This window comes from Cyclonatronum sp. (assembly GCF_022565315.1).
GTDB lineage: Bacteria > Bacteroidota > Rhodothermia > Balneolales > Cyclonatronaceae > Cyclonatronum.
The window spans coordinates 1-25,085 of record NZ_JAIUMX010000007.1 but is presented as its reverse complement, the minus strand read 5'-3'; the positions used below and the strand labels follow the sequence as shown (position 1 = coordinate 25,085).

Sequence of the window (25,085 nt, the reverse complement as noted above, 5' to 3'; positions counted from 1 at the left end):
AAACAGCATCAGCTGCCTGATTTCGCAAAACAAACTGAAAAGAAGCTCAGTTATCAATGCCGGCACGGGTTGCCTGCCAGTTTACAACCTGCCAGCTGCCTTCTGACATAATCAATACGCCGCTGTTCAGAAAGCGGGTTTCAGATTCTCCTTCAACAGCTACCAGCGTAAAATCAAGCAGTGCTGTGCCTGCGTAAAAACGGAGGTTCGGATTTTCAGCATGATAGCGCACTTCAGCCGGTGTATCAGCAGGAAGGGGCTGAAGCCCGGCCATCAAAGCTGCCTTTCCGAATCTTGCTCCCGAAGAAGAGGTATAAACCAGCTCTTCATGCCAAAACGAGCCGTGAATCTCAGCATCTCCCCGAGAAGCACCCTCCATGAAACGATCGAGCTTTTGAAGAATTTCAGTCCGGGCTTCTTCCTCCTTGAGTAGCGTTTCCTGTACTGAGGTTTCTGCGCATCCAGAAAATATGCACAGTAGCATTATGGCAATCGGCAGGAGTATTTTCATAATTTAAGTTTTAGGATGATGTGTTCAGATACCTGACCCGCACCCTCCTAACTTAAGCTATGAAACGGACATCTGAAAATGCTCTGAATCAACAAACTCCGACTTCAGAATACTAAAAATGAGTTTGTCGGCATATTCATTATTTTTGAGGGCATGCTCGCGCAGGGTACCTTCAAGAGTGAAGCCATGATTCTTGAGGATACGAATCCACTTTTCATTAAAATCAAAAGCTGCTGACATCACCTTGTTCATACCCAGCTCTTCGAAGCTAAAACGGACCGCATCCCGAAAAGCAGCAGTTCCATACCCCTGATTTTGATAGGAGCGGTCTGCTATGGTGCACTCAATAATACAACGTTTATTAATTGGGTCGATACCGTGAATATCAACAATTCCAATCAGCTTCTGATCTGCTTCATGGTGAATTTCCAGAATGAGAATACCGCTGTTTGGGTCATTCAGCATTTCCTGCATGCGCTGCCTGAACGAAGAAATTGGTTCCATGTCAAGCGGAAAATCGGAATCAAAATAGTTAAGTTCAGGGTCGTTGTTCCAGGCGTGATGGGTTTTGATGTTATCCATATCCACCGGGCGAATTGTTATCATGCGGTCTGTAAGTTGATTAATAATTTAATGTAGTGCGAATTTAAGCTAACATTGGGGTAAATATCCACTATTTTGATTCAAAAAAGCGCTTTTTTATACAAGACTATAGAATACAAACAGTTAGTTCAACCCTGCCCGGCTCATCCCTGCCTGGTTCTTACAGAAGGATCGCGAAAACTTAGCACCTGAACTCTCAAAAACCGGTTTAATACTTTATATGCCGCATTTCTAACACATACTTCGGATAAATTTTCTGCGAATTTTCCTTAATTACAATTATTTCAATATTTTCTGAAACCAAATTATTCAGGGCGCTTCGGTGTTCAGACAACTTTATATTGATATCGCTTCCTTGTGTAATTGATATAATGCCACAAATTGGTTTGGTTATTAGCTTTCGCGCAAAAATTCAGCTGAGCGAACTATCAATTAAACACATAGCATTCTTTTTTTAGCAAATTCAACAAAGGCAGCAAAAAGAGCCTCCTCATACAAATTGAATGATCCGAACTGAACCTTCTGAAAAACAGATACATACATCCGGACTGAAATCCGTTATCGATAGCCTGGAAAAGCAGGGGTATTTGGAATGTGCACAAGAAGCCGTATCCGTTACACCGGTTGCAGATCAGCCGGTTATTTTCTCTGTTACCGTACCTTTCGAAAATATCGATCCCCTGGCAGTATTGGAAATACTTGCTGAGTCTGATCAGTTTCAGTACTACTGGGAACATCCTGATGAACGGCTGGGTATTTCAGCCGGGAGAGCTATCCGCAAAATCAGCTGCCCGGGTCAGTGTGCCGCAGCCGGCCGCAACGGCAAATCGAGCGATCGTTTTACTGCAACCTCCGAGGCCATAAAAAAAGCCTGCGAAGATATTGTTGAATACAGCGCCTTCCGGCACAGCCTGGCAGGCGTACATTTTTTAGGTGGATTTTCATTTTTCGACCGTCAGGATGCTGAAGCCTGGAAAAATTTCAACGCATCTGATTTTTTTGTACCGGAATGGTCATTTGTTCGGGACGGCGAACTCTGCCTGCTCACCGTGAACAAAGAAGTACCGAAAAACATCAGCGCTGAGAAACTGGCTGACAGTGTACGGGCTACCATCGACCGTATGGCAACGCAGCTGCTAAAATCAACCTCTGCGGCCCTGCATGAAGAACCCGCGCCGGCTCACGAATACGCCGAGGTAATTGAAGAGCCGGAATCGCTCGGTAAATGGATCGAAAATATCAGTGCAGCCAAAAAGCTTATCGAGCTTGGTGCCTTAACCAAAATTGTGCTTTCCCGCATGCTGAGGGTCAGGCTTTGCGGCCGGCAGCAGCCAACCCGCATCCTGAATCAGCTTCGCAATGAGTACCCCTCCTGCTATACTTTTATGATGCGGCCCGAGGGCAAAACGGCTTTTGTGGGCAGCACCCCCGAGCGCCTGCTATCCATCCGCTCGAACTACATCCTTACTGAGGGACTTGCAGGAAGCATCTCCCGAGGCAAAACCGCCACAGAGGATGCCATTATGGAGAAAAAGCTGCTCAGCAGTGCCAAAGATCTTGAAGAGCACCGCCTTGTTGTTGAGGACATACGCGAAAAACTGCGTAACTTTTGTGATGAAGTAAACCATCCCGCTCAACCCGGGATAAAAAAATTCACCAACGTTCAGCATCTCTATACTCCCATTTCCGCCTGGACCAATAACAAATACGATCCTTTTGTAATTCTCAGGAGCCTGCATCCCACACCCGCTGTTGGCGGGGTGCCCTCACGCAAAGCGCTCGGTTTAATCCCCGAATATGAGCTTTACGAGCGCGGCTGGTATGCTGCCCCTGTTGGCTGGCTCAACAGTAAAGGGCGCGGCGAATTTGTAGTCGCCATCAGAAGCGGCCTTATTACCGAGCACGAGGCGCTGTTTTATGCCGGCTGCGGCATCGTACAGGATTCTGATCCGGTTGCAGAGTGGGAAGAGACCAAGCTGAAACTCATCCCCATGTTAACTGCCATCAACCATGCCTGACACCGGCACTGACCCCCACATGCCTGTGGGAACCGGCGAGCTCAATTTTACTTTCGGATACCGGCTGCTCTCAGAATTTGCAGCCCTCGGACTCTCTCACGTTGTTATCTCGCCCGGTTCCCGCTCCACCCCGCTCACGCTTGCCGCAGCCATGCTGCAGCAGCAGGGCCGGCTTTCCGCCCACATCATCCTGGATGAACGCAGCGCCGCTTTCTTTGCGCTCGGCATCGGCAAATCTACCGGCCTGCCCGCAGCGCTGATCTGTACATCCGGCACGGCCGCTGCGAATTACTTCCCCGCGGTTATCGAAGCCCGGATGACCTCCACCCCCCTGCTCGTACTCTCGGCCGACCGGCCCTTTGGTCTTCATGGCGTGCTGGCTCCGCAGACCATCAACCAAACCAACCTTTACGGCGATTATGCGGTGCTTTTCCGCGAATCGGAAGCCCTGATAGAAGCCGACGCTTCCGGGCTCAAAACCGCGGAGCTTGCCCGCACTCTTTTCGAAGCCTCCCGAACGGAAGGCGGCCCAGCACACCTTAATGCAGGTTTCAGCAAACCGCTTGAGCCAAAGGCAGACCGCATCCCCGGGCTGATGCAGTGGTGCACCGAAACCCGTCAGCGGCTTGAAGAGGAACTCCCGCCACTGGCAGAAATCCCCGCTGATGACGAAAACGATGCCATGCTCGAGAAGCTTTTCTGGCTGCTTGAAGATGCCGACCGGCCGCTGATCATCTGCGGTCCGCTTGGTGCGGCTTCGGTGGCAGAGCGGAGGCTGCTCGAGCTCACGATGAGCCAAAGCCGCATCCCGCACCTGATCGAAGGCACCGCCTCCGTGCAGCAGACCGATACCGAAACGCCCCGGAGCACGGTTTACGGCTATGAAAGCTTCCTCCGCAACAAAAAAATCGTTCAGGAGCTGAAACCCGATTTCATTCTGCGGGTGGGATTTCCGCCGGTAAGCCGGGCGCTCAACGATTTTCTGAAGGCACATGCCTACGTGGTGCAATGGTGCCTCAGCAGCACCGAGCAGGTTCCCGATCCGCTCAAAATCCATACCCGCTTCGTACAGTTTTATCCGTTCAGCACCCTCACCGCATCATCAGAAAGCTTTGCTGCGGGGCTCGCTGCCGCTGACATACAGCAGAAACACGACGAATGGCGCAGCCATTGGCAATCACACGAATCGGCATTTGGCAAACAGCTTAACGCGCTGAACTCCGCTTCAGAACCCAATACCACACTCAGCGACGGACAGGTTTTCCGAAGCTTTCTGGGTTTTGCGCGTGAGCACCCTGCTCACTTCAGTGGAGCTCAGCTCTTTATTTCGAACTCCTTTTCGGTGCGGGATCTCGACCTGTTCAACGATATGCCACTGCCTTTTACTGCCGTGCACCACAACCGGGGTGCGAGCGGTATCGACGGCATCACTTCAACCGCGGCCGGCATCTGCACCGGCAGCAACGCGCCCGTGTGGCTGCTCCTTGGCGAGTTGTCTTTCCTGCACGACACCAATGCCCTCCTGCAGCTCTCGCGGCACCACGGCGCGCCCTTGCGCATCATCGTGGTCAACAACAGCGGCGGCACCATCTTCCGGATGCTCCCCGTAAGCGCTCATGCCGGGGTGTACGAAACCTACTTCGAAACCCCGCAACAGGTTGATTTGAGCCTGCTGTGCCGGGCACACGGCATCAGCCACCTGAAGGCAGCCTCGCGGCCCGAATTTAACGATGCGCTCGCGCAGGCTCAGGAATCGGCCGCAGCCGTGCTCGTAATCGAGGCCGTGACCGACACCACCCACAGCATGAAAGAGCGCCGTGCCCTCTGGCAGGCCGATAATCCCCGCTGATGACTGAATTCACCCGGGAAGGCCTCACCTACAGGGTTCATACAACCGAAAGCAAGGGCGCCGGACCTGCCCTAATGATGCTGCACGGCTTTGCCGGGTCGCACCAAAGTTTCGCTCACCTGCTGCCGCAGCTTGAAGGATTTTCAAGGGTGATGTGTCCCGATCTCGCCGGACATGGCGGGAGCCTGAGCCGGGCAGCCGACCCGACGGCCCGCTACGCAACTAAGAAGCAGGTTCTCGACCTGCGGCAGCTTTTGCGTGAACAGGTTGAAGGTCCGCTGGTGGTGTACGGCTACAGCATGGGCGCCCGGCTGGCCCTGCAGCTTGCCGTATCGCTGGCGGAGCAGCCGGAAACCGGGTTCAGCCTGCAACATCTGGTGCTCGAGAGCGGCACAGCCGGACTCCGCAGCGCATCCGAGCGCCGGCAGCGCCGCGAACAGGACCGTGCGCTCGCTCAAAGAATCCTGACCGATTTCGAAGGCTTTGACCAAAGCTGGGATACACTTCCGGTGTTCGAAAGCAGCACGGAGCCATCCCCCGAAATAAACAAAAAAATGAGGGACATCCGCCGGGCGCAGGATCCGGTACAGCTTGCGGCTTCCCTGCGCGCGTTTGGCACCGGCAGCATGCCGGCCCTGCACGGCAAGCTTGGCCTGATTTCGGCGCCCGTTACCCTGCTTACCGGGGCCTGCGACTCCAAATTTTCCGAAATTGCACGCGAACTGCTGCCGCTCTTTGGCAGCAGCCAAAAGCGGCACCTCACCATCCCTGACTGCGGACACCGGGTCCATCTGGAAAACCCAACACTGCTGTGCAGGCTGCTAAGCGAAATTGCGGCACAAAAATGAGCGTACATCAGCTGCTTGTTTGCAGGCCGGCTGTTTTTAAATTGCAAATCAGGGCTTATTCCTGTAATATCAACACAGGATAACAGTGTTATCCTGACACCATCAAATCAAATTCAAATTCCATGAACTGGATTACTGCCAAAACCTACGAGGATATCACCTACAAAAAAGCTGAAGGCATCGCGCGGATAGCCTTTAACCGGCCGGATGTGCGCAATGCCTTCCGGCCAAAAACCGTCTTTGAACTCGAAGATGCCTTTCTGGATGCACAGGAAGACCGCTCGGTCGGCGTTGTGCTGCTCACGGGCGAGGGTCCGGCGAAAGACGGGGTGTACTCCTTTTGTTCGGGCGGCGATCAGCGGGTGCGGCAGGCCAAAGGCTATCAGGGGGAAGACGGCCGGCAGCGGCTTAACATCCTCGATGTACAGCGCATCATCCGGTTTATGGGCAAGGTCGTGATCTGCCTGGTGCCCGGCTGGGCCGTAGGCGGCGGGCATAGCCTGCACGTGGTCTGCGACATGACGCTCGCAAGCCGCGAGCACGCCATCTTTAAGCAAACCGACGCCAATGTGGCAAGCTTCGATGCCGGTTTCGGTTCAGCATACCTCGCACGGCAGGTCGGGCAAAAGCGGGCACGGGAGATTTTCTTCCTCGGCCGGAACTACTCCGCGCAGGAAGCCTACGAAATGGGCATGGTAAATAAAGTGGTGCCGCATGAGGAGCTCGAAGCGGAAGGTATCAAAATGGCCAAAGAAATTCTGGAGAAGAGCCCCACCGCCATCCGCATGCTCAAATTCGCCTTCAACCTGATTGATGACGGCCTTGTGGGTCAGCAGGTGTTTGCCGGCGAAACAACCCGGCTTGCCTACATGACCGAAGAAGCGAGCGAAGGTAAAAACGCCTTCCTCGAAAAACGAAAGCCGGATTTCGACAAATACCGGATCTGAAAAAAGTACCAGGCCCGCGCCCATTTTATCATTCGACTGTATCCTTCACCCTATTCCAACCAACATGAAAAAAAGCATATTCATCACCGGAGCGGCCTCGGGGATTGGCCGCGAGACAGCGCTGCTTTTTGCAGGGCGCGGCTGGTTTGTCGGCCTGTTCGACCTTAACGAAGACGGCCTGAAAGCCGTGGCCGCCGAAGCCGGCGAAAACAACTGCTGCTACGCCAAACTCGACGTAACCGATCCGGCCTCCTACGCCAATGCGGTCGAAGTTTTCGGCAAGGCAAGCGGCGGCAAAATGGACGTGCTCTTTAACTGTGCGGGCATCATGTACATGGGTTCTGTAAAAGATGTGACCCTCGAACAGCAGCTCCGCACCATGCGCATCAATGTGGAAGGCATTGTGATCGGCGTTTATGCCGCGCTGCCGCTGCTTAAAAAAGCAGACAAGCCGGTAATCCTGAGCATGTCCTCTGCCTCGGCGCTGTACGGGGTGCCTGACCTTGCCGTGTATTCGGCCTCCAAATTCGCGGTTCGCGGCCTCACCGAAGCCCTTCATATCGAGCTTGAGCGCGAAGGCATTCACGTAACCGACATCATGCCGCTGTATGTGAACACCAACATGATCAGCTCACAGCAGCACAAAGCCGGAACCCTCAATATTTTCGGAGCCAACCTGCGGCCGGTTCAGATCGCGGAAGTGGCCTGGAAAGCCTGCCATCAGCAGAAGAAAATCCACTGGGTGCCGACCTTCAAACTAAAAACGCTGCGTACGCTCAGCAGGCTCTTCCCTTTTGTGGAGAAACCTGTGATGAAGTTTCTCAGCAAATAGAGCCGCTACCGGATGCAAGCCCGCTGATTCCGGAATGCTTTCTCACGCAAAGACTGTTAAATTGGCCCGTGCTTCTTAACGGAAGTACGGGCTGTTTTTTTGCTACAGCCCGTATCATCACACAACAGTCAAAACCCCGCGAACGCCCTGCACATGCTCAAAATCACCGAAATCCGCCTGATCAACCCTTCTGAGGCCGCCGCCCCTGCTCAGCTGCCGCTGTACAGTGAGGCGGTGCAGGCCGGGTTTCCGTCGCCGGCGCAGGACCATATCGAAAAACAGCTTGACCTGAACGAATACCTCGTGAGTCACCCGGTTGCTACTTTTTTTGTGCGGGTTCAGGGGGAGTCGATGCGGGAAGCGGACATTCACTCAGGCGACATCCTGATTGTGGACCGCTCGCTTGAGGCAACCAACGGCAAAATTATCGTGGCCGTGCTCAACGGGGAGTTCACGGTGAAGCGCCTCCGGAAAGAAAACGGTCAGCTGTGGCTGTTGCCGGAAAATGACGATTTTGAACCCATCCCCGTAACACCTGAATCTGATTTTGAGGTTTGGGGCGTAGTTACGTGGATCATCCATCGGGCCACTTAAACCTGCCGGAACTCAGATCAGGGCTATGAACGCATCACCCAAAAACCAACACGACCCCTTCCGCGAGGCGCCGCAAAAAGGCCGGGGTCCGTTTTATGCCATTGTGGACTGCAACAACTTTTATGCATCCTGTGAGCGGGTGTTTAACCCGGCACTCAGGGGCAAGCCGGTTGTGGTGCTTTCTAACAACGACGGCTGCGTGATAGCGCGCTCAGCGGAAGCGAAGGAAGCGGGCATCCCCATGGGGGCACCGGCTTTCAAATATGAGCGGGAGTTTCGGGAGAAGGGCATCCGGGTGTTTTCATCGAACTACGCGCTGTACGGCGACATGTCCGGCCGGGTGGTTCAGACCCTGCGGGGCTTCAGCGATGATGTGGAGGTTTACTCGATTGATGAGGCCTTCATGCTGCTTCAGCCGCCTAAAGGAAGGCCCGTGCACCTGTACGGGCAGGAAATCCGGCATAGGGTGCGGCAGTGGACCGGACTGCCGGTGAGCATCGGCATTGCCCCGACCAAAACGCTGGCCAAAATTGCCAACCATTTTGCAAAACGAGAGCAGCTTTGGGAAGGCGTACTGCACACCGACCTCATCAAAGATTTTGATACCTACCTGCGCCGGCTGCCCGTGGGTGAAGTGTGGGGCATCGGGCGGCAGCACACGCAGTTTTTGCACAGCCACGGCATTGAGTCCGCCTACGACCTGAAAACGGCACCGGAAAGCTGGGTGAAGCGGCACATGCACGTAACCGGGCTGCGCACCCTACGCGAGCTAAACGGCATACCAAGCATCGAAATGGAAGACATCGAGCCCCGAAAAGGCATTCTGTCATCCCGCTCCTTCCGGAAACCGGTAACGGATTTCGGCCACATGCAGGAAGCCGTATCGGCCTACATGGCCCGGGCAGCCGAAAAATTACGGGGACAGCATTCTGTAGCCGGCGTGGTTCATGTTTTCGTGAAAACGAACCGTTTCGCCAAAAGTCAGCCGTACTACAGCAACACGGCAACCATGCCGCTGCCGCTTGCAACGGACTTTACGCCAGACCTCACAAAGGCCGCCCTCGCCGGGCTCACGGAAGTTTTTGTGGATGGCTACGCCTATCAGAAAGCCGGGGTGATGCTCACTGAAATCAGGCGAAGAGATCAGATACAGGGCAATCTTTTTGTGAATCAGGATGAGCTTGAGCGAAAGAAAAAGCTGGCGGATGCCGTTGATGCCGTCAATCAGAAAATGGGGCGAAACAAGCTAATTTATGCAGTTAACGGCTTGAAGCAGGAATGGACGATGCGGCAGGAGCATAAATCGCCGGCATACACGACCAACTGGGATGAATTGCCCACAGTAAAATAAAAGGTCTTACAAATATTAATGCATGAATGCAGAACAGCTTGATTAATAGTATCTTATTTGAAGGTGATTTGGGTTTGATTAGCCGCATAAACTTTTCTGCATTTCTAAACCAACGAACTTGTAAAGTTTAAATTTAAATTTTATTATTACAAATAACCGAGCTTACCAAACTATTTTGAACTTAAGCACCGACTGCCGGGAACTAATATTTACTTGTACATCATAAATGCAGGCTCCCTTCACCTTAACCACTGACTTAATCTTACCTATGCCTGATGCGAAAGACATTCGATTCAGGCAAAACCAAGAAAAAACAGCGGCAGGCACAACAAATACACGTTCAGCTCGGGTAACGGCCTTTATCAATTATTAAGAAATCATGAAAAACATATCCCGAATCGATCAACCTTCAAAAAATACATTTGGGTGGTTTGTACGAATAAGACGTGACGGCAGGCAAATCAGCAAGTTTTTCAGCGACGGCAAATATGGCGGAAAAGATGAGGCTTTAAAAAAAGCTGTGTCTTTTCGTGATGAGCATATTGCTGAATGGGAAAATTTCGCTAAAAACCACAGCCGGCCCATGCACGTAGGTACCCGCAGCAACATCGGTCAAAATGGTATCAGCTACACACAGAAAAAGAAAAAACGCAACGATAAGGAGTACATCGAACATGTGTTTTCAGTGTGTTACTCGCCAGAAAAAGGGGTCAATAAAAACAAGACCTTCTACATCCCGAAAAGTAAAAATAACGCTGAATTCAAGCGGAACTTCAAGGCTAAACTTCAGGAAGCCATCGAGTTTCGTGATGAAATGATGCACAAGATTTATGGCTTACGTTATGTAAACTTCAAACTTCGAAAGAAAAAAGCTGACGAAGTGGCTGAAGTAACCAAGGCTAAGAAAGAAAAAAAACAAAGGCCGGCTTAAAAGATTCGTCCTGCTTTATCTGTACAACCCAAAAAGCCCTTAACCGGGCTTTTTTTGTTTGTACAGCAATTTTATTGAAATCAGAAACCTCCTATTTTAGCAGATACTCTTTAAATTATCCCTGCTGCAGGCGGTTGCCGAATATGCCACATTCTAAAGAACAGCTCCACACATTTGCCGAATTGCTTAAGCAGGGCGAGCTCGTGGTATTCCCTACCGAAACCGTTTACGGTCTTGGTGCTTCAGCATGGAACCCCAGGGCTGTTCAGAAAATATTTGAAGTTAAAGGACGGCCTTCCGACAACCCGCTGATTGTGCACATCAGCAATGTAGATATGGTAAAGGAGTTTACCCCTTCGGTTTCAGCAAGGGCAAAGTTACTGATGCAAAAATTCTGGCCCGGTCCGCTCACCCTTGTTTTCAATAAACGCCCGGAAGTTCCTGATATCGTTACCGCGGGCATGAACACCGTAGCCCTCCGGATGCCCAATCATCCGACAGCTCTTGCGCTCATACAGCTCAGCGGCCCGCTCGTAGCACCAAGTGCAAATAAATCAGGCAGGCCAAGCCCTACCCGCCCTGAGCACATCTATGCCGATTACCAAAGAAAATTACCCGTAATCGATGGCGGTATTTGCGATATCGGCATCGAATCAACCGTACTTGACCTCACGGTTAACCCGCCGGTTATTCTCAGGCCCGGTAATATTACAGCATCCGATATTTATGAGGCATGTGGTTTTACCCCAACAGACGGCTCAGATACAAAAGCAGAGGCACCAAAAAGTCCGGGTATGAAGTACACCCACTATGCCCCTAAGGCAAAAGTCCGATGGTTCAGCACGGGTGAGCTGTCAGCTGTAGATGAGCCTGCACTTGTACTTTGCCACACTTCTGAGCCCAAAATGCCGCCCGCGGCAACCGGCCTGTTTTGGAGAGGAGATTATCCCGGTTTTGCCCGTGAGCTGTACGACACCTTCCGCAAAGCCGATCGGGATGGGTTTGATCTCATTCTCGTGGAAGAATTTGAGCCGGAACAGCTTGCCGGCAATGAGCGGCTGCTTTCTCTCGTAAACCGTATCAGCAAAGCTGCTGGCCCGGGTAGCTGAGGCTCACCTCCTCCAGAATCAGTCCCGAATGAGAATCAGACCAATCCAGTCGCCTTCCTGCTCTCCCTCAACTTTTTTGAACTGCGCGTAGGCACCGTGCTTCAGTATAATTTCCTCATCAGAATACAGCAGGCCGGAAAGCATCAGAATACCGCCGGGCTTCAGCGGTTTGGTAAGCATTGCAGACATATCTTCCAGAATATTCCGGTTGATGTTGGCCATTACAATATCATAGGTCGTATCTGCCGGAATTACGCTGCCATCACCCTGCTTCACTTCAAAACGCCCTTCAACGCCATTCATCAGCACATTTTCGGTCGTATTGATGGTGCTCCACTCATCCACATCAAAGCCAAAACAGTGTCCGGCACCAAGTTTCAGGGCAGCAATACCGAGAATGCCCGTTCCGGTTCCGGCATCCATCACCTCAGCGGGCAACCCGCCGCCGTTACGTTCAGCCCACATACGGAAAACCTCCGGCATCAGCCTGAGTAAAATGCGCGTCGTTTCATGATAGCCTGTTCCGAACGACATTTTGGGGTCAATTTCAAGAACGATGCGCCCCGGCTCGTTTTCAATATCAGGATTAGGGGCCGCCCAGCTCGGGCGAATCCAGAACCGGCCAACCTGCATCGGCTGTATGGTCTGCTCCCATTCTTCATTCCAGTTGCGGTCTTCAACACGCTCTTCTTTCACTATGTAAGCGCCGTGCCCGATACCGATCAGAAGATGCTCGATGGTTTCGCGGGTTACATCGTTGAGGGAAGCTTCCGGAATCCATGCCATAAGATGGTTACGATGCTGATCAAAGCCTTCAAACTCAAGTTCGTCAAGTTCAGCTATGAGCCACTCCTGATATTCGTCAGGGATTTCGATTTCCAGCATGATGTGCGCCATAAACTGTTTCTTTCGGTTTTGTTGATGTTGTTTTTTTAGGATGATGCGCTCACAGGCCGGAATAAACTCAAAGCCCTTCAAGCTGCATTTTAAGCTCGCTGATGCGCTCTGCAACATCTTCCGGCTTCAGATGCCGGAAACGCTCCGGCAGCAGCGCACGGGAGGTGCACTCCTTCACGGCGAGCAGGGTTTGCAGCTCGATTTCTTCGGGGTATGTTGGGGGGATGAAATCTTCGAAGGTTTCTTCGAGAATTTCCATCGAAACCCGCTGCTTGCCGGCGGCGGCAGCCCGGAAACGGGCCCGTGTGAGGGCGGCTTCCATATCGGCGCCGCTGTAGGTGTGCTTGCCAAGCCGGATGGATTCAGGCACCTCGTTTTTGGTCATTACCATGCCGGTTTTGCGCTTCATCGCCTCAAAAATTTCGACCCGTTCTTCTTCGGTATCGGGATAGAACAGCGCAAGATGCTCTTCAGCCCGGCCCTGACGCTTCAGGTCAACGGGCATCAGATCCGGACGTGCCGTCATCAAAAACCATAGGATGCGTCCGCGGTTGGCCGAGTTGCTCATAAAACTCGCGATTTTGGCGAAAACCCTGCTCGATACGCCGCTGTCGCCCGATGCGGCGCGGTCGCCGAGGTAGGCATCGGCTTCATCAATCATGACCGCAACCGGCGCCATCGCTTCGAGCAGGGTGAGGATTTTTTCCAGATTGCCCTCAGTAACCCCCTGCCACTGCGATCGGAAATTTTTGAGCTTCACCATAGGCACCCCAACTTCGCCGGCGAAGCAGCTTACCATAAAGGTTTTACCGGTACCCACGGGTCCGCATACGAGCCAGCCCATTGGCAGCACATCCCCACGGCCGTTTTGCAGCGCCTGACTCGCATTGCGCAGATGTTTTTTAACCTGCGCATGCCCGGCAACATGATCGAGGGTGTAGGCTGTGTCAACAAATTCAAGCAGATCATGCGCTTCGGCTTCAATCAGCTCTTTTTTCTTGGTTACAAGCGTATCAAATGTGAGCTTTTCGCTGTTTTCAACCGCATTTGCCAGAAGGCTTCGGAGCTGTACAAAACTCAGGCCCGCGGTTTGCTGTGCAAGCACTTCAATACCCGGCACGCTGTGCTGAGCTGTTTTTTCGGCATCATAATTAAAAAAGTGGCGGATGAAATCGATGCGGTCATCCTGTGAAGGCAGCCCGATTTTAATGGCCGCATTGTAGGGGCTTTGTACAAGGCTCCGGTTGATATCGGCCAGGTTTTCGGCAAGCATTACCACCGTAAAATCCGATGCCAGGAAAATGGGATCCTGCGACCATTTCATTAAGTTAACAAGAACATTTCTGTCGTCGGGGGCCGATGAGCTGTTATCGGAGTTGGGTACAATGGTTTCCGCATAATCGATAATACAGGCTATACTTTTGCCTTCCTCGAGGCGCAGCCGAAAATATTTTTCGAGCAGCAGCAGCACCACAGCCGGAAGCTTCGGCAAAGGTTCGGCGCTGCGGCCAGCGGCCGGACTGTAAGGAGCAGGCAGCGCACGGTAAAAATCGGCACGGCTCTGTTCATCCCGGAAGTGAATACCGCCTGCGCGGTCGTACATAACCACAATATCGCGGGATGCAAAAAGCTCATCACCCAAAAAGCGCAGCAGCCGGCTGAATTCAACACTGCCATCCGAAGCGCCGCGTGTGATCACCAAGTCACGAATATTTCCGTGCAGGGTAAACTGATTTAGGGTTTTGCTGAGATATTTTCGGGCAAACAGCTGTGCCCAGTTCGGATACTGATCCATTATTTGAGGAAGGCTAATTTAAAAACTCGGAAACTGAAATCAGGCTTAATTCATTACTTCACACTTCACTACTTCGATGCGGGAATGGCTCGCTTTTACTATGGTAAACTTAAGTCTGCCAATGCGGATTTCTTCACCAACTTTCGGAATCCGGCCAACATCATTTATGATGAAGCCCGCGATGGTTTCAAATTCAACCTCATCTTCTCTGAGGCCGATTTCCGGAAAGTTCTCCTCAATATCTTCGATTTCAAGGTTGCCGGAAAAAATAAAGCGGTTTCCGGGCAGCTTTTTCATAATGACCTCATCGGTATCGTACTCATCCTGAATGTCGCCCACAACTTCTTCGATCAGGTCTTCACTTGTAACGAGGCCCGCTGTTCCGCCATACTCATCGAGCACAACGGCCAGGGAAATATTCTCCTTCCGGAAATCGCTGAGCAGGCTCGTCGCTTTTCTCGATGAGGGTACATACTTTACAGGGCGTATAATGTCAGTAATATCAGCTGGTTGCTTAAATAAATCGTAAGCCAGAATTACCCCGGTGATGTTGTCGATACTGCCTTCATAGACCGGAATTTTGGAGTATCCGCTTGTAATGAATGTGGTGAGCAGGTCTTCAAGTGAGCTTCCTTTCTCAACTGCGACAATCTCCGTTCTCGGAATCATGCTTTCCTTCACGCGCTTGGTGGAAAGCTCAAGAACGTTGGTCAGAATCTCGGAATCGTCTTCATCCATATCGCTTTGCTGATTTGAAGCTATATCCCGGAAAATCATTTCGATGTCTTCCCTTTTGAAAAAATCTTCCACGGAGTTCGCCTCGGGATTCAGGAAACGCACAATGCGCAGCGAAATCGCATTCGCCACAAAAATAAGCGGTCGCAGCAGCAAATTGGTGATACCGATTGGAACCATAACCAGCGGTATCAGGCGGTCGGCGTGTACCCTGAAAATGCTTTTGGGAATGACTTCCCCAACTACCAAAATAACACCAGAGGCTATCATTGTCTGTGCAATCAGCATGCTTAGCTCAGAAGGAGTATGGCCGAATAAATAATCCCAGGTATCCGTAATAGGGCCAAGCAGGAAGAGGGTCATAAGCGTAGCATAAGCCACATTAACCACATTATTCCCCAGCAGGGTTGTGGAGAGAAAACTCTCCGGATTTTTTACGAAATAGGAGATGTACTGCGCACTGAGCGTATTTTCACGCGACTTTATTTCCAGGCGAAGCCGGTTTGCCGCAACGTACCCGATCTCAGAGCCTGAGAAAAAGGCACTCAGGCCCAAAACGCCCAGTATGATGAGCAACTCATTCACGGGCTGCTCCTTTTTTTTGCACGAAAGCACTGCCTGTGAGGGCAGTGCTTATTTCCGACGGTGGTTCCAATCCTTCAGTGAGTTAGTTACCGGTAAAAACGGGTTTTCGCTTTTCGAGAAAAGCGCCCGTTCCTTCTTTAAAATCATCAGTTGCGCACAAATCACCAAAGATATTGGCTTCAATGGCGAAGCCGTCTTCCGCTTCATAATCCTGTGCGGCAACAACGGCAGAAATGGCGCCCGAGAGGGCGATGGGGGCATGTTTGGTCATCATTCCGATCAGTTCTTTGGCTTTGGCCAGGGCGTCGGCTTTGGTTTCGAGCACATAGTTGGCAATGCCAAGAGCGCCGGCTTCCTCCGATTTCACCATGCGGCCGGTGAGGATGAGCTCGAGGGCGCGGCCGCGGCCAATCAGCTTGGGCAGGCGCTGTGTGCCGCCGTAGCCGGGAATGAGGCCGAGGCTCACTTCGGGCAGACCAAAAACGGCGTTTTGGGTAGCAACGCGAATGTGGCTTGCCAGTGCCAGCTCAGTTCCGCCGCCAAGCGCATAGCCGTTAACCACCGCAATTACCGGCTTTGAAAGGCTTTCGATATCATTAAAAATATCCTGCCCCTTTTCAGCAGCATCGGTACCTGAATCTTCGTTAAGCGCTGAAAGCTCCGCAATATCGGCGCCCGCTACAAAGGCCTTTTCACCAGCGCCGGTTATAATAAGCGCTGAAATTTCGTCGGTGGTTTCAACGAAATCAGCAGCCTCGCTAAGCTCATCCAAAACGGCGTTATTCAGAGCATTGAGTTTATCAGGGCGGTTGATGGTGAGGAGGCAGATCTTGTTTTCAACCTCAAGAAGCAGATTTTGAAATAATGGAAGTTTCATGAAAGAGTGATTTTTCAGGATTAAGTAACAGTTCGAATCGGTTAATTTTCAGTTTTCACTGATGTTTTCCGGAACAGCTCGTCGGTTTGCTCAATTTCTTTCTCGAGAGATCGCAGTTCATCAAGATAGGAAGGAAGCGTGCTTTTTCCTTCGCTGAATTCCGCAAAAACCGAGTCAGCATCCTCCAGATCGAGCAGCAGGCTGTCCATCTGATGTTCAATCTCTGCTGTATTACTAAGCGTCATGGATTTTTCATAAATATAGCGAACCGTGTCTTCAATGGTTTTGAGCTGCGAATCTGAAATTAAGTATTTTTCGCGGGCTGCCCCATATTTCTCGCCTCTTTTGTTCAGGATAATCAGCCTTCTTTCAAGCACCTGCTTAAGCCGCGGCGACTCAGCTTCCTCAATTTCTTTTTGGGTAATTTCAGCCTCTTCCTGCAAGCGCGCCTGCGTAGTGCTTTCGAGATAACTGCGGTAACGCTCGTTGCCCTCAAGCAGCAGAATGTAGCTTGTCAGCAGCGCCTCAAGCCGGGTAGTGAGATTATCAATGATGCCCTGTGAGCTGTAATTTACCTTCTCGAAATTTTTTCTGATAAGCCCGGTAATGTGCTTGAGTACCAGAAATCTCTTTTGGGAAGCTTCTGAAAGCTCTCCGAAAATGCGGCGCTCGTCGAAGCGGCTGTTGCGCTCCTTAAAAGTGCGCAGGTTGATGTACTTCTGAAACCGCGGCTGTCGCGGAACAATGCCCAGATACAGCAGCTCCGCAGCTACGGTGATGGAAATGATGAGATTCACAACATCCCCCGCGCTTCCCGACATAAAAAAAGCGCTCGAAAAAGCAGCTATAAGCAGCGCGAGGTTGAGCGGATGCAAAAAGGCTTCTTTGGTGTAGTTAACCGGCTTATCCATTGAGTGCTTCGCTTCGCAGGTTGGTTGGTTGAATGATGAATTGCTGAATGATGCTTTCCGTGCTAATGAAGTAAAATGCAGGAGCTAAGGTTCATTTCTGCCGATTGTTTTTGTGTTGCCTTCGGGGAGCCTCACGGGGTCGGGCTCAGGCATTTTCTCTCTTGATGCTGCGGGTGCCGCCTTTTCCCCCGGGGTTCCGGTTGTATCAGCTATGGTTTTTGCACCTGTTATAGCGGCGGCTTTTTCATCGAGCTGCCGCTCAATGGTGCCCATTTCGGCCCTGATCTGCGCCAGCGTTTGCCGCGCTTTTTCTTTTTGCTCAAAAGCTTCCATATCTTCCGGAGCTGCGCCGGATGATGCTGTATCAGCATCGCGGTTATCAAGCCACACTTCGAGCCGTGCCTCGGCCTGCACAATACGCTCACGCACCGCCCCGAGGGCATCCTGAAAGCTTTCGAGTACCGGCCGGGTATCAATCTCCTGGAAGGACTTCAGCACGCGGGATTTTCGTTCAGCCGCAGCCAGGCGCTTTTTATCCTCCAGGATTTGCCTGTAATGCTGCTTGTACTCTTCCTTAAGGCGCTCCCGCTCTTCTGACATCTGCGTACCGGTTTGGGGTGATGATCATCTGAAAAAAGCGGACAGAAGCGACGGCTGCCGCGCTTCTGTCCGCTTAGAGGTAAACTATTCTTTCTGACGCCCGATGGTTTTTGACCTTGCGGCTTCATCTTCAGCCGGGCTGTCTGATTCAAGACTGATGTCGATTTTGCGGGTGGCCTGCTCCTTTGCAGGGGCCGGTGCATCAGCTGCTTTGCCCATTTCGCGCTTGAACTGCGATACCAGATCTGAGGCGCGCATTTTCTCGGCATCAATCTCGATTTCGAGGGTTTTGGTGTCCACACTGTCGAGGGCGATTTCCATGCGGGCTTCACTCATAGCGGTTTTCTCATTCAGCCGGTTCACCATTTCCTTGTGCGTGGAGTCGAGGCCGGTTACTTCAAACTGCTCGAGCGTGTCGGCAATCTTAGCCTGCCACTTGGCCCGCTCGTGCGCCTGCAATGCCTCGCGGGCTTCACGGATTTTGCGGTCTTTTTCGCGCATGAAGGCGCGCTTCACCTGAAGCGATTTATCATAGGCCTGCTCGGCAAACCTTTCCTGCTCAGCAGTTGAGACCACATTTTCGCGCGCCTTTTCGAGCTGAAGGGCATAGCTCTCGGCAATGTCGTCGCGGTTCGCGTTAATAGCCGCCTTAATTTTATTCACGAGCTCGGCTTCAAGCTTCTCGTACTTTTGGCGCTCCTTGCGGATCATCACCAAATTGGCCTTCACCGTTGCGATGTTTTCATTCATCTTGGGAACCTGATCATTCAGTTCCCTGATATTTTGCTCTAAAATGAGCTTGGGTTCTTCCATGCTGGAAACGACACCGCCAAACAGGGATTTTATGGCTCTTACAAATCTGTTCCACATAAGTCAATAAGATTTTTGGGACTTTATATTTAAGTGATTCTGCGACACCGAAGCTTCAGGAAAGTGAAAAAAACAGGAACCTGCAATACTCAGGCTGTTACAGCTTACGTTTTTAACGCAGGAACCTCATTATAATCAAACGGATGAATACCCTTTGCATCAACCGTCCGGGAAATCAGTACGCCCGGCTTTGGTGCTGCGCTTCCAAGCTTATACGCGTTCTGCATTAGGTTGCGTGCAACAGACAACATATCGGCTTTATTCGTGTGCAGCACGGCGATTGTTTCACCTTTCTTTACTTCATCACCAAGCTTTTTGTGCAAGATGATGCCGGCTGTCGGGTCGATCGGCTGCTTCTTCTCGCGGCGGCCCGCGCCCAGCTCCAGCGACGCCATGCCCACGCTGTAGGCATCAATGCCGGTAACGAAGCCGTCCGCATCAGCGGTAAACGCAGCCTGATGAGCGGCTTTCGGGTAGTTCTCAGGGTTATCGATCATGCCGGTATCGCCGCCCTGCTCTTCCACGATTTCACGCAGTTTGCGGAGCGCGCTGCCGTCTTCAACATGCCTGATCGCCAGTTCTATGCCTTCATTAAGCGTAGCAGCCTTGCCGCCCAGCCAGATCATCGCACCGGAAAGCAGCAGGGTAATTTCGCGCACATCATCGGGCCATTCGCCTCTGAGGCATTCGATACTTTCCTCAACTTCGAACCAGTTGCCGATTTTGTATCCCAGTGGCTGATCCATATTGGTGAGATAGGCTACCGTGTTTTTCTTAAACTCCGTGCCGATATCCACGAGCCTGCGCGCCAGTACGCCTGCCTCCTCAATGTCTTTGATAAAAGCGCCCGAGCCGTACTTCACATCAAGCACGAGGGCGTCTATGCCTTCAGCCAGTTTTTTGCTCATAATGCTGCTCGCAATCAGCGGGATGCACTCAACGGTAGCCGTAACGTCGCGCAGGGCATACAGCCGCTTATCGGCCGGGGCGATATCTTCGGTCTGACCAATAAACACAACATTATGTTTTTTGATGACTTCCACGTAGCGCACCAAATCCAGGTTCACGTCAAACCCGGGGATGGATTCAAGCTTGTCGAGGGTTCCGCCGGTATGGCCGAGTCCGCGTCCCGAAATCATCGGTACAGGCACGCCCGCCGCTGCTACGATGGGGGCGAGAATCAGGGAAAGCTTGTCGCCAACTCCGCCGGTCGAATGTTTGTCCACTTTAATACCGGGCACTTCGCTCAGGTCCATCACCTTGCCGGAGTGCAGCATGGCGTAGGCAATGGCAGAGGCCTCCTCATCATTCATCCCGCGCAGAAAAACGGCCATCAGAAAGGCGCTCATCTGATAGTCAGGCAGCTCATCGCGGGTGTAGGAATCGATCAGAAACTGAATTTCGTCTTTAGTGAGGTTTCCGCCGTCCCGCTTGCGACGGATGAGTGATACTATATTATAGGATGAGGAATTCATGAAAGAAGTTCTATAAGTCGAATGATTATTTTTGCCCGGATATTAAAAAAGACTGACCGTCGTTTCTGACGGACTGCACGATTTTCTTTACTAATCAAGAAAACCAAACAGCTAAAATAAAGCTTTTTTGGCAAAGCTGAAGCTTAGTTCGGCCTTCGCTGCTTTGGTCGGCTTTCTTATTTATCAATGCCGGCTTTTCTCCTGCGAATACCGGCTTAATTCCTTAACTTCTGAAACCACAGCGCCGGTTGCTGCGTTGTGCTTGTTTCAGTTTAAATAAAACCTCATACCGGAACCCTTAGGTTTATCTCCATGGAATTTCTCATCATCCTGTTCATCATTTATTCTTTCTTTCAGTGGCTGCTTGGTGATAAAAAGAAGCAGCAAGAATTGAAGCGCCGCCGTCAGCAGCAGCAGATGGAACAGGAGCAGGATCCGAGGTTTGACAACCCGCGCACTGCCCGCCAGCAGGAAGAGCGCCGCGAACCGCAGAGCTGGGAAGATGCGATGAAAGAGCTCGAATCGATTTTCTCCCCCGAGCCGGTGGAAACCGCCGAAGAAAGACGCGCCCGCGAAGAAGCCGAATACCGGCGGCCCGAGCCGCAACCGGTTTTCAGTCCGCAGCCCAAACCCTCCGACAATCCCTTTATGGATCACGCTGGCATGAGCAGCAGCCGCAGCAGCAACCGGAGAGCCGAACCCGGCCTGCGCGAACTCGAGGAAGCCGGCGACAATCCGATTTTCCAGAAAGCTGATGTTGCGTACGATGTGTACAACCATACCGCTGGTACCGGCAGCCGCCACACTACCGGCGCCGTGAAACTGCTCAAGGATCAGGACTCCAACCAAATGGCCATCATCCTGAAAGAAATTCTGGACAAACCGCTCTCCCGCCGCCGTCATGAAGTCCGCATTTTCTGAGCGGGATCATTTCCAAAACACATCCCGCCTTCAGACCGCGCACCCTTGATTACGCTGCTTTGTGAAAACCAAATCCCGTGGCTCAAGCACCTGCTTCCGTTTCCGGAGGTTCAGGTGCTTTCTTTTTGGGATGATGCCTCCCTGCGCGAACAGCTGCCCCTTGCCGATGCCCTGCTCATCAGGACCGTTACGCGCATCGACCGGCTGAGCTTTCCCGCCTTTCCCGAACGCCTCAAAGCCGTGGCGACGGCGACCGCCGGTTTTGATCATGTAGATGCGGACTGGCTCGGGCACAACGGCATCCGTTTTTTTCACGCCCCCGGCTGCAACGCCCGCTCGGTTGCGGAGTACGTCGCAACCGCAGTTGTGAGCCGGTTCGGGACCACTTCCGGCGCCCTCGCCGGACTCAAAGCCGGCATCATCGGGTACGGGAAAACCGGCTCGCAGACCGCCGCCATTTTGCGGCAACTGGGCATAGCGTGCATCTGCTACGACCCGCCCAAATCGGAGCGGGAACCGGCTTTCGCGAGTGCCGCTTTCGGGGAACTCCGGGATGCCAACTTCATCACCCTGCACGTGCCCCTAACACCCGACGGACCGCACCCGACGCGTCACCTCGCCGGTCCGGGTTTATTCCTGAACCGCACAAAACCGCTCCGGCTGCTCATCAATGCCGCAAGAGGCGGCGTGCTCGATGAAGCCGCAGCCCTAAGCGCCCTCCAAACCGGCAGCCTGGAAAGCCTCGTTCTCGACGTCTGGGAAAACGAACCGGCGCTTTCCCCCCAAAGCCTCGAAGCCGCAGCGCTGGCAACGCCCCACATTGCCGGCTACAGTCAGCAGGCCAAGTACAACGCAAGCCGGATTATCTGCGAATCCCTCTCCGGCTTCCTCGGTTTCCGCTTCAACAGCAGTCCGCCCGCATTCGACATTCCGGAGCCTGTCCGCGCCGAAGCCGGACTTGCTGATGCGCTCCGCCGCCTGCACCCGGCCTTCCGGCTCGACCAAAGCCTGCGGACAAATCCATCCTCTTTTTCAGCCCTGCGCAACGAAGCGGCAGATCGCTGCGGCTTTGCGTACATTGCCCTCAGCTGGCTGCCCGAACACGAACATCAAACGGCCAAAGCCCTCGGATTTACCCTCCTCCCGTGACCTCCTCCCCATCTCCATCCGTTTTCCGCTTTCTGCGCACCAACCCCGACCGCACGGCGCGCATTTCCTTCGGCCTCACCGCCGGCGTGCTGCTCTTCCTGATGGGCAGCCTCGCACAGGATGCTGCCTCCGCCGGGGAGCGCATGGTGATGATCCGCTACCTCAACTTCGTGTTTTGCGGCTTTTTTGCGTTCATCATCCCACACCTGCGCTTTCCTGACAAAAAACGCTATCTGCTTCAGGCCATGAACCTGCCGGCCGCCGGACTCTTCCGCTACGCCGCCGCTGCCCTGTTCCCGCTCTTTGGCCTGTTCACCGCCATGCTGCTGCTGCTCGCCTTTTTTGACCCGCAGGCCCCCGCCCAAAACCTCAGCGAAAAAGCGACCGTCTTTTTGGCAGGATGGGCACTGATGGCCGGCATCGGCACCGTTGCGGCGGTCCGCTACAGCACCATCGGCTCCGTGAGTCAGGAATGGCAGGAAGGCAAACGCGGCACGGGCCTGCTGGGAAGCCTCCGGCAGATCGGGCAATCGCCCTCCATGCCGCCGGGCAGTTTCCCTTCAATCGTAACAACGGTTTCGGTTTCCGCGGGCGGCATGCTGCTGGTGGTTGCCGGGGCGTGGCTCGGAGCCTTCACCCAAAACCCGCTGGCTGAAATCCTGCCGGGCGCGCTGCTGCTCGGCTACGGACTGCTGCGCATCGCGCAGATCCGGCCGGTCTTCGACCGCTTTTTTTACCACACCAACGCCTTCTACGCCGAGCTCTTCCTGAACCCCAAAGCCGTGCAGGAAGGCCGCGAGCCGCTCCGGCACGAAGCCCTGTACTGGGTGCCCCGCCGCTGGAAGCCCGCCGTGTGGTTCTCCCTGCTGCAGCTCGACCGCCGGCAGCCGCTCGGCCGCATCATGGTTGTGATGCACCTCATCCTCTGGACCGCCTTCTACGCCGGCCTCAGCGATGCCGCAATTGCGACCCTGCTGAGCTTCATCATCCTCGGGAAATCGCTGATGAGCTACATGCTCATCACCCGCCCCTTCGCACCGCTGCTGTTTCAGTACCGCCTGCTCGCCCCCACCGACTGGATTCTGGTCCGTTTCTTTGTGAACCTGCGCTGGCTGCCGCTGCTGCTCGTGAGCCTCTGGGCCGTCTCGCTGCTGAGTGCGCGGGTCGATACCGGCTTCATCCTGCAATGGGCCGCCATCGATGCCGGTATTTCACTCACTGCGGCCCTGCTCTTCACCCTGCTCCACGAATTCCGACTCAAATCCCTCTATGCCTGATTCCCAACAAACCCTCAAAGCCGTGAACCTGAGCAAGCGCTACGGTCAGGCCCGCTACATCATTCAGGATTTCAGCTACAGCTTTCCGCGGGGAACCGCGACCGGACTCAGCGGGCCCAACGGCTCCGGCAAAACGACCCTGCTCCGCATGCTCACCACGGCGGCCTACCCCACTTCGGGGCATATTTTTTGGGGTGATGTGGATATCCATCAGCAGCCGCACAGCTACCTCGCGAGCACCGGCTTTGCCTTCGACAGCAGCGAGCTGCCGCAGTTTGCCAACACCGACGAACTGCTCGAAGTCATCCTCCGCGCCCGCGGCTTGTGGGATGATGCCGAAAGCCCGAAAAAAATCTCCGCCCTGCTCGAGCTGCTCTCCCTCGACGAGCGCCGCAAAACCCTGATCGGCACCTACTCAAGCGGCATGATGCAGAAAACCCTGCTCGCCGCCGCCCTCATCACCGAGCCGCCCCTCATCCTGCTCGACGAACCCTTCCGCGCCCTCGATGTAGCCACCCGCACCGCCCTCACCGATTACCTCAACACCCGCAAAAAAAACTACGGCGACACCATCATCATCTCCTCCCACCTGCCCGAAATCGTAGAACAGCTCTGCGATCAGGTGCTGCAGTTCCCCCTGGGCGAAACCGCCTAACCGAAAAGCAAGCTGTAAATCCGTGCCCTGAACCCTGCTCCTTTGGCAACCCGAAGCTTTTTTATTTGGGAGAAACTCCGTGCCCATCACTGTCTTTCGTGCTGCTCCTGATATCCCAAACCAGCGGAGAAGCCCGTGCTTTTTTGTAGGGCGCTCCCGGGTGTAAATTAATCCCGCCTCCGGAAACCGGCTTTTTTTCACACACCGCTACAGCCCGATCTGCCAAAATTTACCACAGACATCAGCAAATCAAAAAGATGACTACTGACACCCACCTTCAGAAATTTATTGATGCGCAGCAGCACACCTACGGCGAAGCATTAACTGAAATCAGATCAGGAAAAAAGCGCACCCATTGGATGTGGTTTATTTTTCCGCAATTTCGCGGACTTGGGTTCAGTACAACATCGCAATTTTACGCCATTCAGTCAGTGGAAGAGGCACGAGCCTACCTTAGTCATCCCGTTTTGGGATTCAGACTCAGAGAAATTACCGCTGCACTTCTGGATCTCGACGAGAAAAATGCCCGGAATATTTTCGGTAGCCCTGATGACCTGAAGCTCAAATCCTGTATGACCCTGTTTTCGGTCGCTGATGATTCAGGCGACACCTTATTTACGGACGTAATCCATCAATACTTCACTGGCAGCCCGGATAAAAAAACGCTACAGCTGCTGAATCAGCGAAACTGACCGATCCTCAGCTTCCCCTAACCCAAATAAATTCCCTCCGGGAAATGGGGAGT

General features: G+C 53.1%; 24 protein-coding genes. 14 read left to right on the top strand and 10 right to left on the bottom strand.

What is annotated here, in order from left to right; genetic code table 11:
- Positions 1-46: 46 nt before the first annotated feature.
- Positions 47-511 (bottom strand): nuclear transport factor 2 family protein, encoded by a 465-nt coding sequence (locus tag LAT75_RS02600; RefSeq protein WP_291481063.1) that lies wholly within the window; start codon positions 509-511, stop codon positions 47-49.
- 57 nt (positions 512-568) lie between these two features.
- Positions 569-1,117, bottom strand: coding sequence for a GNAT family protein (locus tag LAT75_RS02595; RefSeq protein WP_291481062.1), 549 nt, complete (start codon positions 1,115-1,117; stop codon positions 569-571).
- A 584-nt stretch (positions 1,118-1,701) separates the two neighbouring features.
- Here LAT75_RS02595 and LAT75_RS02590 point away from each other — a divergent pair.
- The 9 genes from LAT75_RS02590 to LAT75_RS02550 all read left to right on the top strand — a co-directional run bounded on the left by LAT75_RS02590 (position 1,702) and on the right by LAT75_RS02550 (position 11,593).
- The gene (locus tag LAT75_RS02590; RefSeq protein ID WP_291481061.1) at positions 1,702-3,132 is read left to right on the top strand and encodes an isochorismate synthase; all 1,431 of its coding nucleotides are present in this window, start codon (positions 1,702-1,704) and stop codon (positions 3,130-3,132) included.
- The gene (gene menD, locus LAT75_RS02585) at positions 3,125-4,981 is read left to right on the top strand and encodes a 2-succinyl-5-enolpyruvyl-6-hydroxy-3-cyclohexene-1-carboxylic-acid synthase (RefSeq protein WP_291481060.1); all 1,857 of its coding nucleotides are present in this window, start codon (positions 3,125-3,127) and stop codon (positions 4,979-4,981) included. Before LAT75_RS02590 ends, menD begins: the two co-directional genes overlap by 8 nt.
- Complete coding sequence (locus LAT75_RS02580; protein WP_291481059.1) at positions 4,981-5,829, top strand: alpha/beta fold hydrolase; 849 nt, start codon at positions 4,981-4,983, stop codon at positions 5,827-5,829. Before menD ends, LAT75_RS02580 begins: the two co-directional genes overlap by 1 nt.
- 122 nt (positions 5,830-5,951) lie before the next feature.
- A complete protein-coding gene (locus LAT75_RS02575; RefSeq protein ID WP_291481058.1) occupies positions 5,952-6,776 on the top strand; it encodes a 1,4-dihydroxy-2-naphthoyl-CoA synthase in 825 nt (274 codons plus the stop codon).
- A 64-nt stretch (positions 6,777-6,840) separates the two neighbouring features.
- On the top strand, positions 6,841-7,608 hold the full coding sequence (locus LAT75_RS02570; RefSeq protein WP_291481057.1) for an SDR family oxidoreductase: 768 nt from the start codon (positions 6,841-6,843) through the stop codon (positions 7,606-7,608).
- Positions 7,609-7,761: 153 nt separating this feature from the next.
- On the top strand, positions 7,762-8,202 hold the full coding sequence (gene umuD, locus LAT75_RS02565) for a translesion error-prone DNA polymerase V autoproteolytic subunit (RefSeq protein WP_363320504.1): 441 nt from the start codon (positions 7,762-7,764) through the stop codon (positions 8,200-8,202).
- A 25-nt stretch (positions 8,203-8,227) separates the two neighbouring features.
- Positions 8,228-9,553 (top strand): Y-family DNA polymerase, encoded by a 1,326-nt coding sequence (locus LAT75_RS02560; RefSeq protein ID WP_291481055.1) that lies wholly within the window; start codon positions 8,228-8,230, stop codon positions 9,551-9,553.
- A gap of 379 nt (positions 9,554-9,932) precedes the next feature.
- Positions 9,933-10,484 carry a hypothetical protein gene (locus LAT75_RS02555; RefSeq protein WP_291481054.1) on the top strand — a complete coding sequence of 184 codons (552 nt, stop codon included), beginning with the start codon at positions 9,933-9,935 and terminating at the stop codon, positions 10,482-10,484.
- A gap of 143 nt (positions 10,485-10,627) precedes the next feature.
- Positions 10,628-11,593, top strand: a complete 966-nt coding sequence (locus tag LAT75_RS02550) for an L-threonylcarbamoyladenylate synthase (RefSeq protein WP_291481053.1) — start codon at positions 10,628-10,630, stop codon at positions 11,591-11,593.
- 18 nt (positions 11,594-11,611) lie between these two features.
- Here the strand turns inward: LAT75_RS02550 and prmA are convergent, their stop codons facing one another.
- From prmA to LAT75_RS02510, 8 genes are all read right to left on the bottom strand, one after another.
- Positions 11,612-12,490 carry a 50S ribosomal protein L11 methyltransferase gene (prmA, locus tag LAT75_RS02545; RefSeq protein WP_291481052.1) on the bottom strand — a complete coding sequence of 293 codons (879 nt, stop codon included), beginning with the start codon at positions 12,488-12,490 and terminating at the stop codon, positions 11,612-11,614.
- Between the two features lie 67 nt (positions 12,491-12,557).
- Positions 12,558-14,285, bottom strand: coding sequence for an AAA family ATPase (locus LAT75_RS02540; protein WP_291481051.1), 1,728 nt, complete (start codon positions 14,283-14,285; stop codon positions 12,558-12,560).
- Positions 14,286-14,330: 45 nt separating this feature from the next.
- Complete coding sequence (locus LAT75_RS02535; protein WP_291481050.1) at positions 14,331-15,605, bottom strand: hemolysin family protein; 1,275 nt, start codon at positions 15,603-15,605, stop codon at positions 14,331-14,333.
- An 82-nt stretch (positions 15,606-15,687) separates the two neighbouring features.
- The gene (locus LAT75_RS02530; RefSeq protein WP_291481049.1) at positions 15,688-16,482 is read right to left on the bottom strand and encodes an enoyl-CoA hydratase-related protein; all 795 of its coding nucleotides are present in this window, start codon (positions 16,480-16,482) and stop codon (positions 15,688-15,690) included.
- Between the two features lie 41 nt (positions 16,483-16,523).
- Positions 16,524-17,393 (bottom strand): hypothetical protein, encoded by an 870-nt coding sequence (locus tag LAT75_RS02525; protein WP_291481048.1) that lies wholly within the window; start codon positions 17,391-17,393, stop codon positions 16,524-16,526.
- 84 nt (positions 17,394-17,477) lie between these two features.
- Positions 17,478-17,993 (bottom strand): hypothetical protein, encoded by a 516-nt coding sequence (locus tag LAT75_RS02520; protein ID WP_291481047.1) that lies wholly within the window; start codon positions 17,991-17,993, stop codon positions 17,478-17,480.
- Positions 17,994-18,077: 84 nt separating this feature from the next.
- On the bottom strand, positions 18,078-18,863 hold the full coding sequence (locus LAT75_RS02515) for a PspA/IM30 family protein (protein WP_291481046.1): 786 nt from the start codon (positions 18,861-18,863) through the stop codon (positions 18,078-18,080).
- 104 nt (positions 18,864-18,967) lie between these two features.
- The gene (locus tag LAT75_RS02510; RefSeq protein WP_291481045.1) at positions 18,968-20,338 is read right to left on the bottom strand and encodes a thymidine phosphorylase; all 1,371 of its coding nucleotides are present in this window, start codon (positions 20,336-20,338) and stop codon (positions 18,968-18,970) included.
- A gap of 312 nt (positions 20,339-20,650) precedes the next feature.
- Here LAT75_RS02510 and LAT75_RS02505 point away from each other — a divergent pair, with 312 nt between their 5' ends.
- The 5 genes from LAT75_RS02505 to LAT75_RS02485 all read left to right on the top strand — a co-directional run bounded on the left by LAT75_RS02505 (position 20,651) and on the right by LAT75_RS02485 (position 25,032).
- The gene (locus LAT75_RS02505) at positions 20,651-21,259 is read left to right on the top strand and encodes a hypothetical protein (protein WP_291481044.1); all 609 of its coding nucleotides are present in this window, start codon (positions 20,651-20,653) and stop codon (positions 21,257-21,259) included.
- Between the two features lie 45 nt (positions 21,260-21,304).
- Positions 21,305-22,408 (top strand): 4-phosphoerythronate dehydrogenase, encoded by a 1,104-nt coding sequence (locus tag LAT75_RS02500; RefSeq protein ID WP_291481043.1) that lies wholly within the window; start codon positions 21,305-21,307, stop codon positions 22,406-22,408.
- On the top strand, positions 22,405-23,685 hold the full coding sequence (locus LAT75_RS02495; RefSeq protein ID WP_291481042.1) for a hypothetical protein: 1,281 nt from the start codon (positions 22,405-22,407) through the stop codon (positions 23,683-23,685). Before LAT75_RS02500 ends, LAT75_RS02495 begins: the two co-directional genes overlap by 4 nt.
- Entirely contained in the window at positions 23,678-24,340 is a 663-nt protein-coding gene (locus tag LAT75_RS02490) for an ABC transporter ATP-binding protein (RefSeq protein ID WP_291481041.1), read from the top strand. Before LAT75_RS02495 ends, LAT75_RS02490 begins: the two co-directional genes overlap by 8 nt.
- Positions 24,341-24,597: 257 nt before the next feature.
- The gene (locus tag LAT75_RS02485) at positions 24,598-25,032 is read left to right on the top strand and encodes a DUF1810 domain-containing protein (protein ID WP_291481040.1); all 435 of its coding nucleotides are present in this window, start codon (positions 24,598-24,600) and stop codon (positions 25,030-25,032) included.
- Positions 25,033-25,085 lie beyond the last annotated feature (53 nt).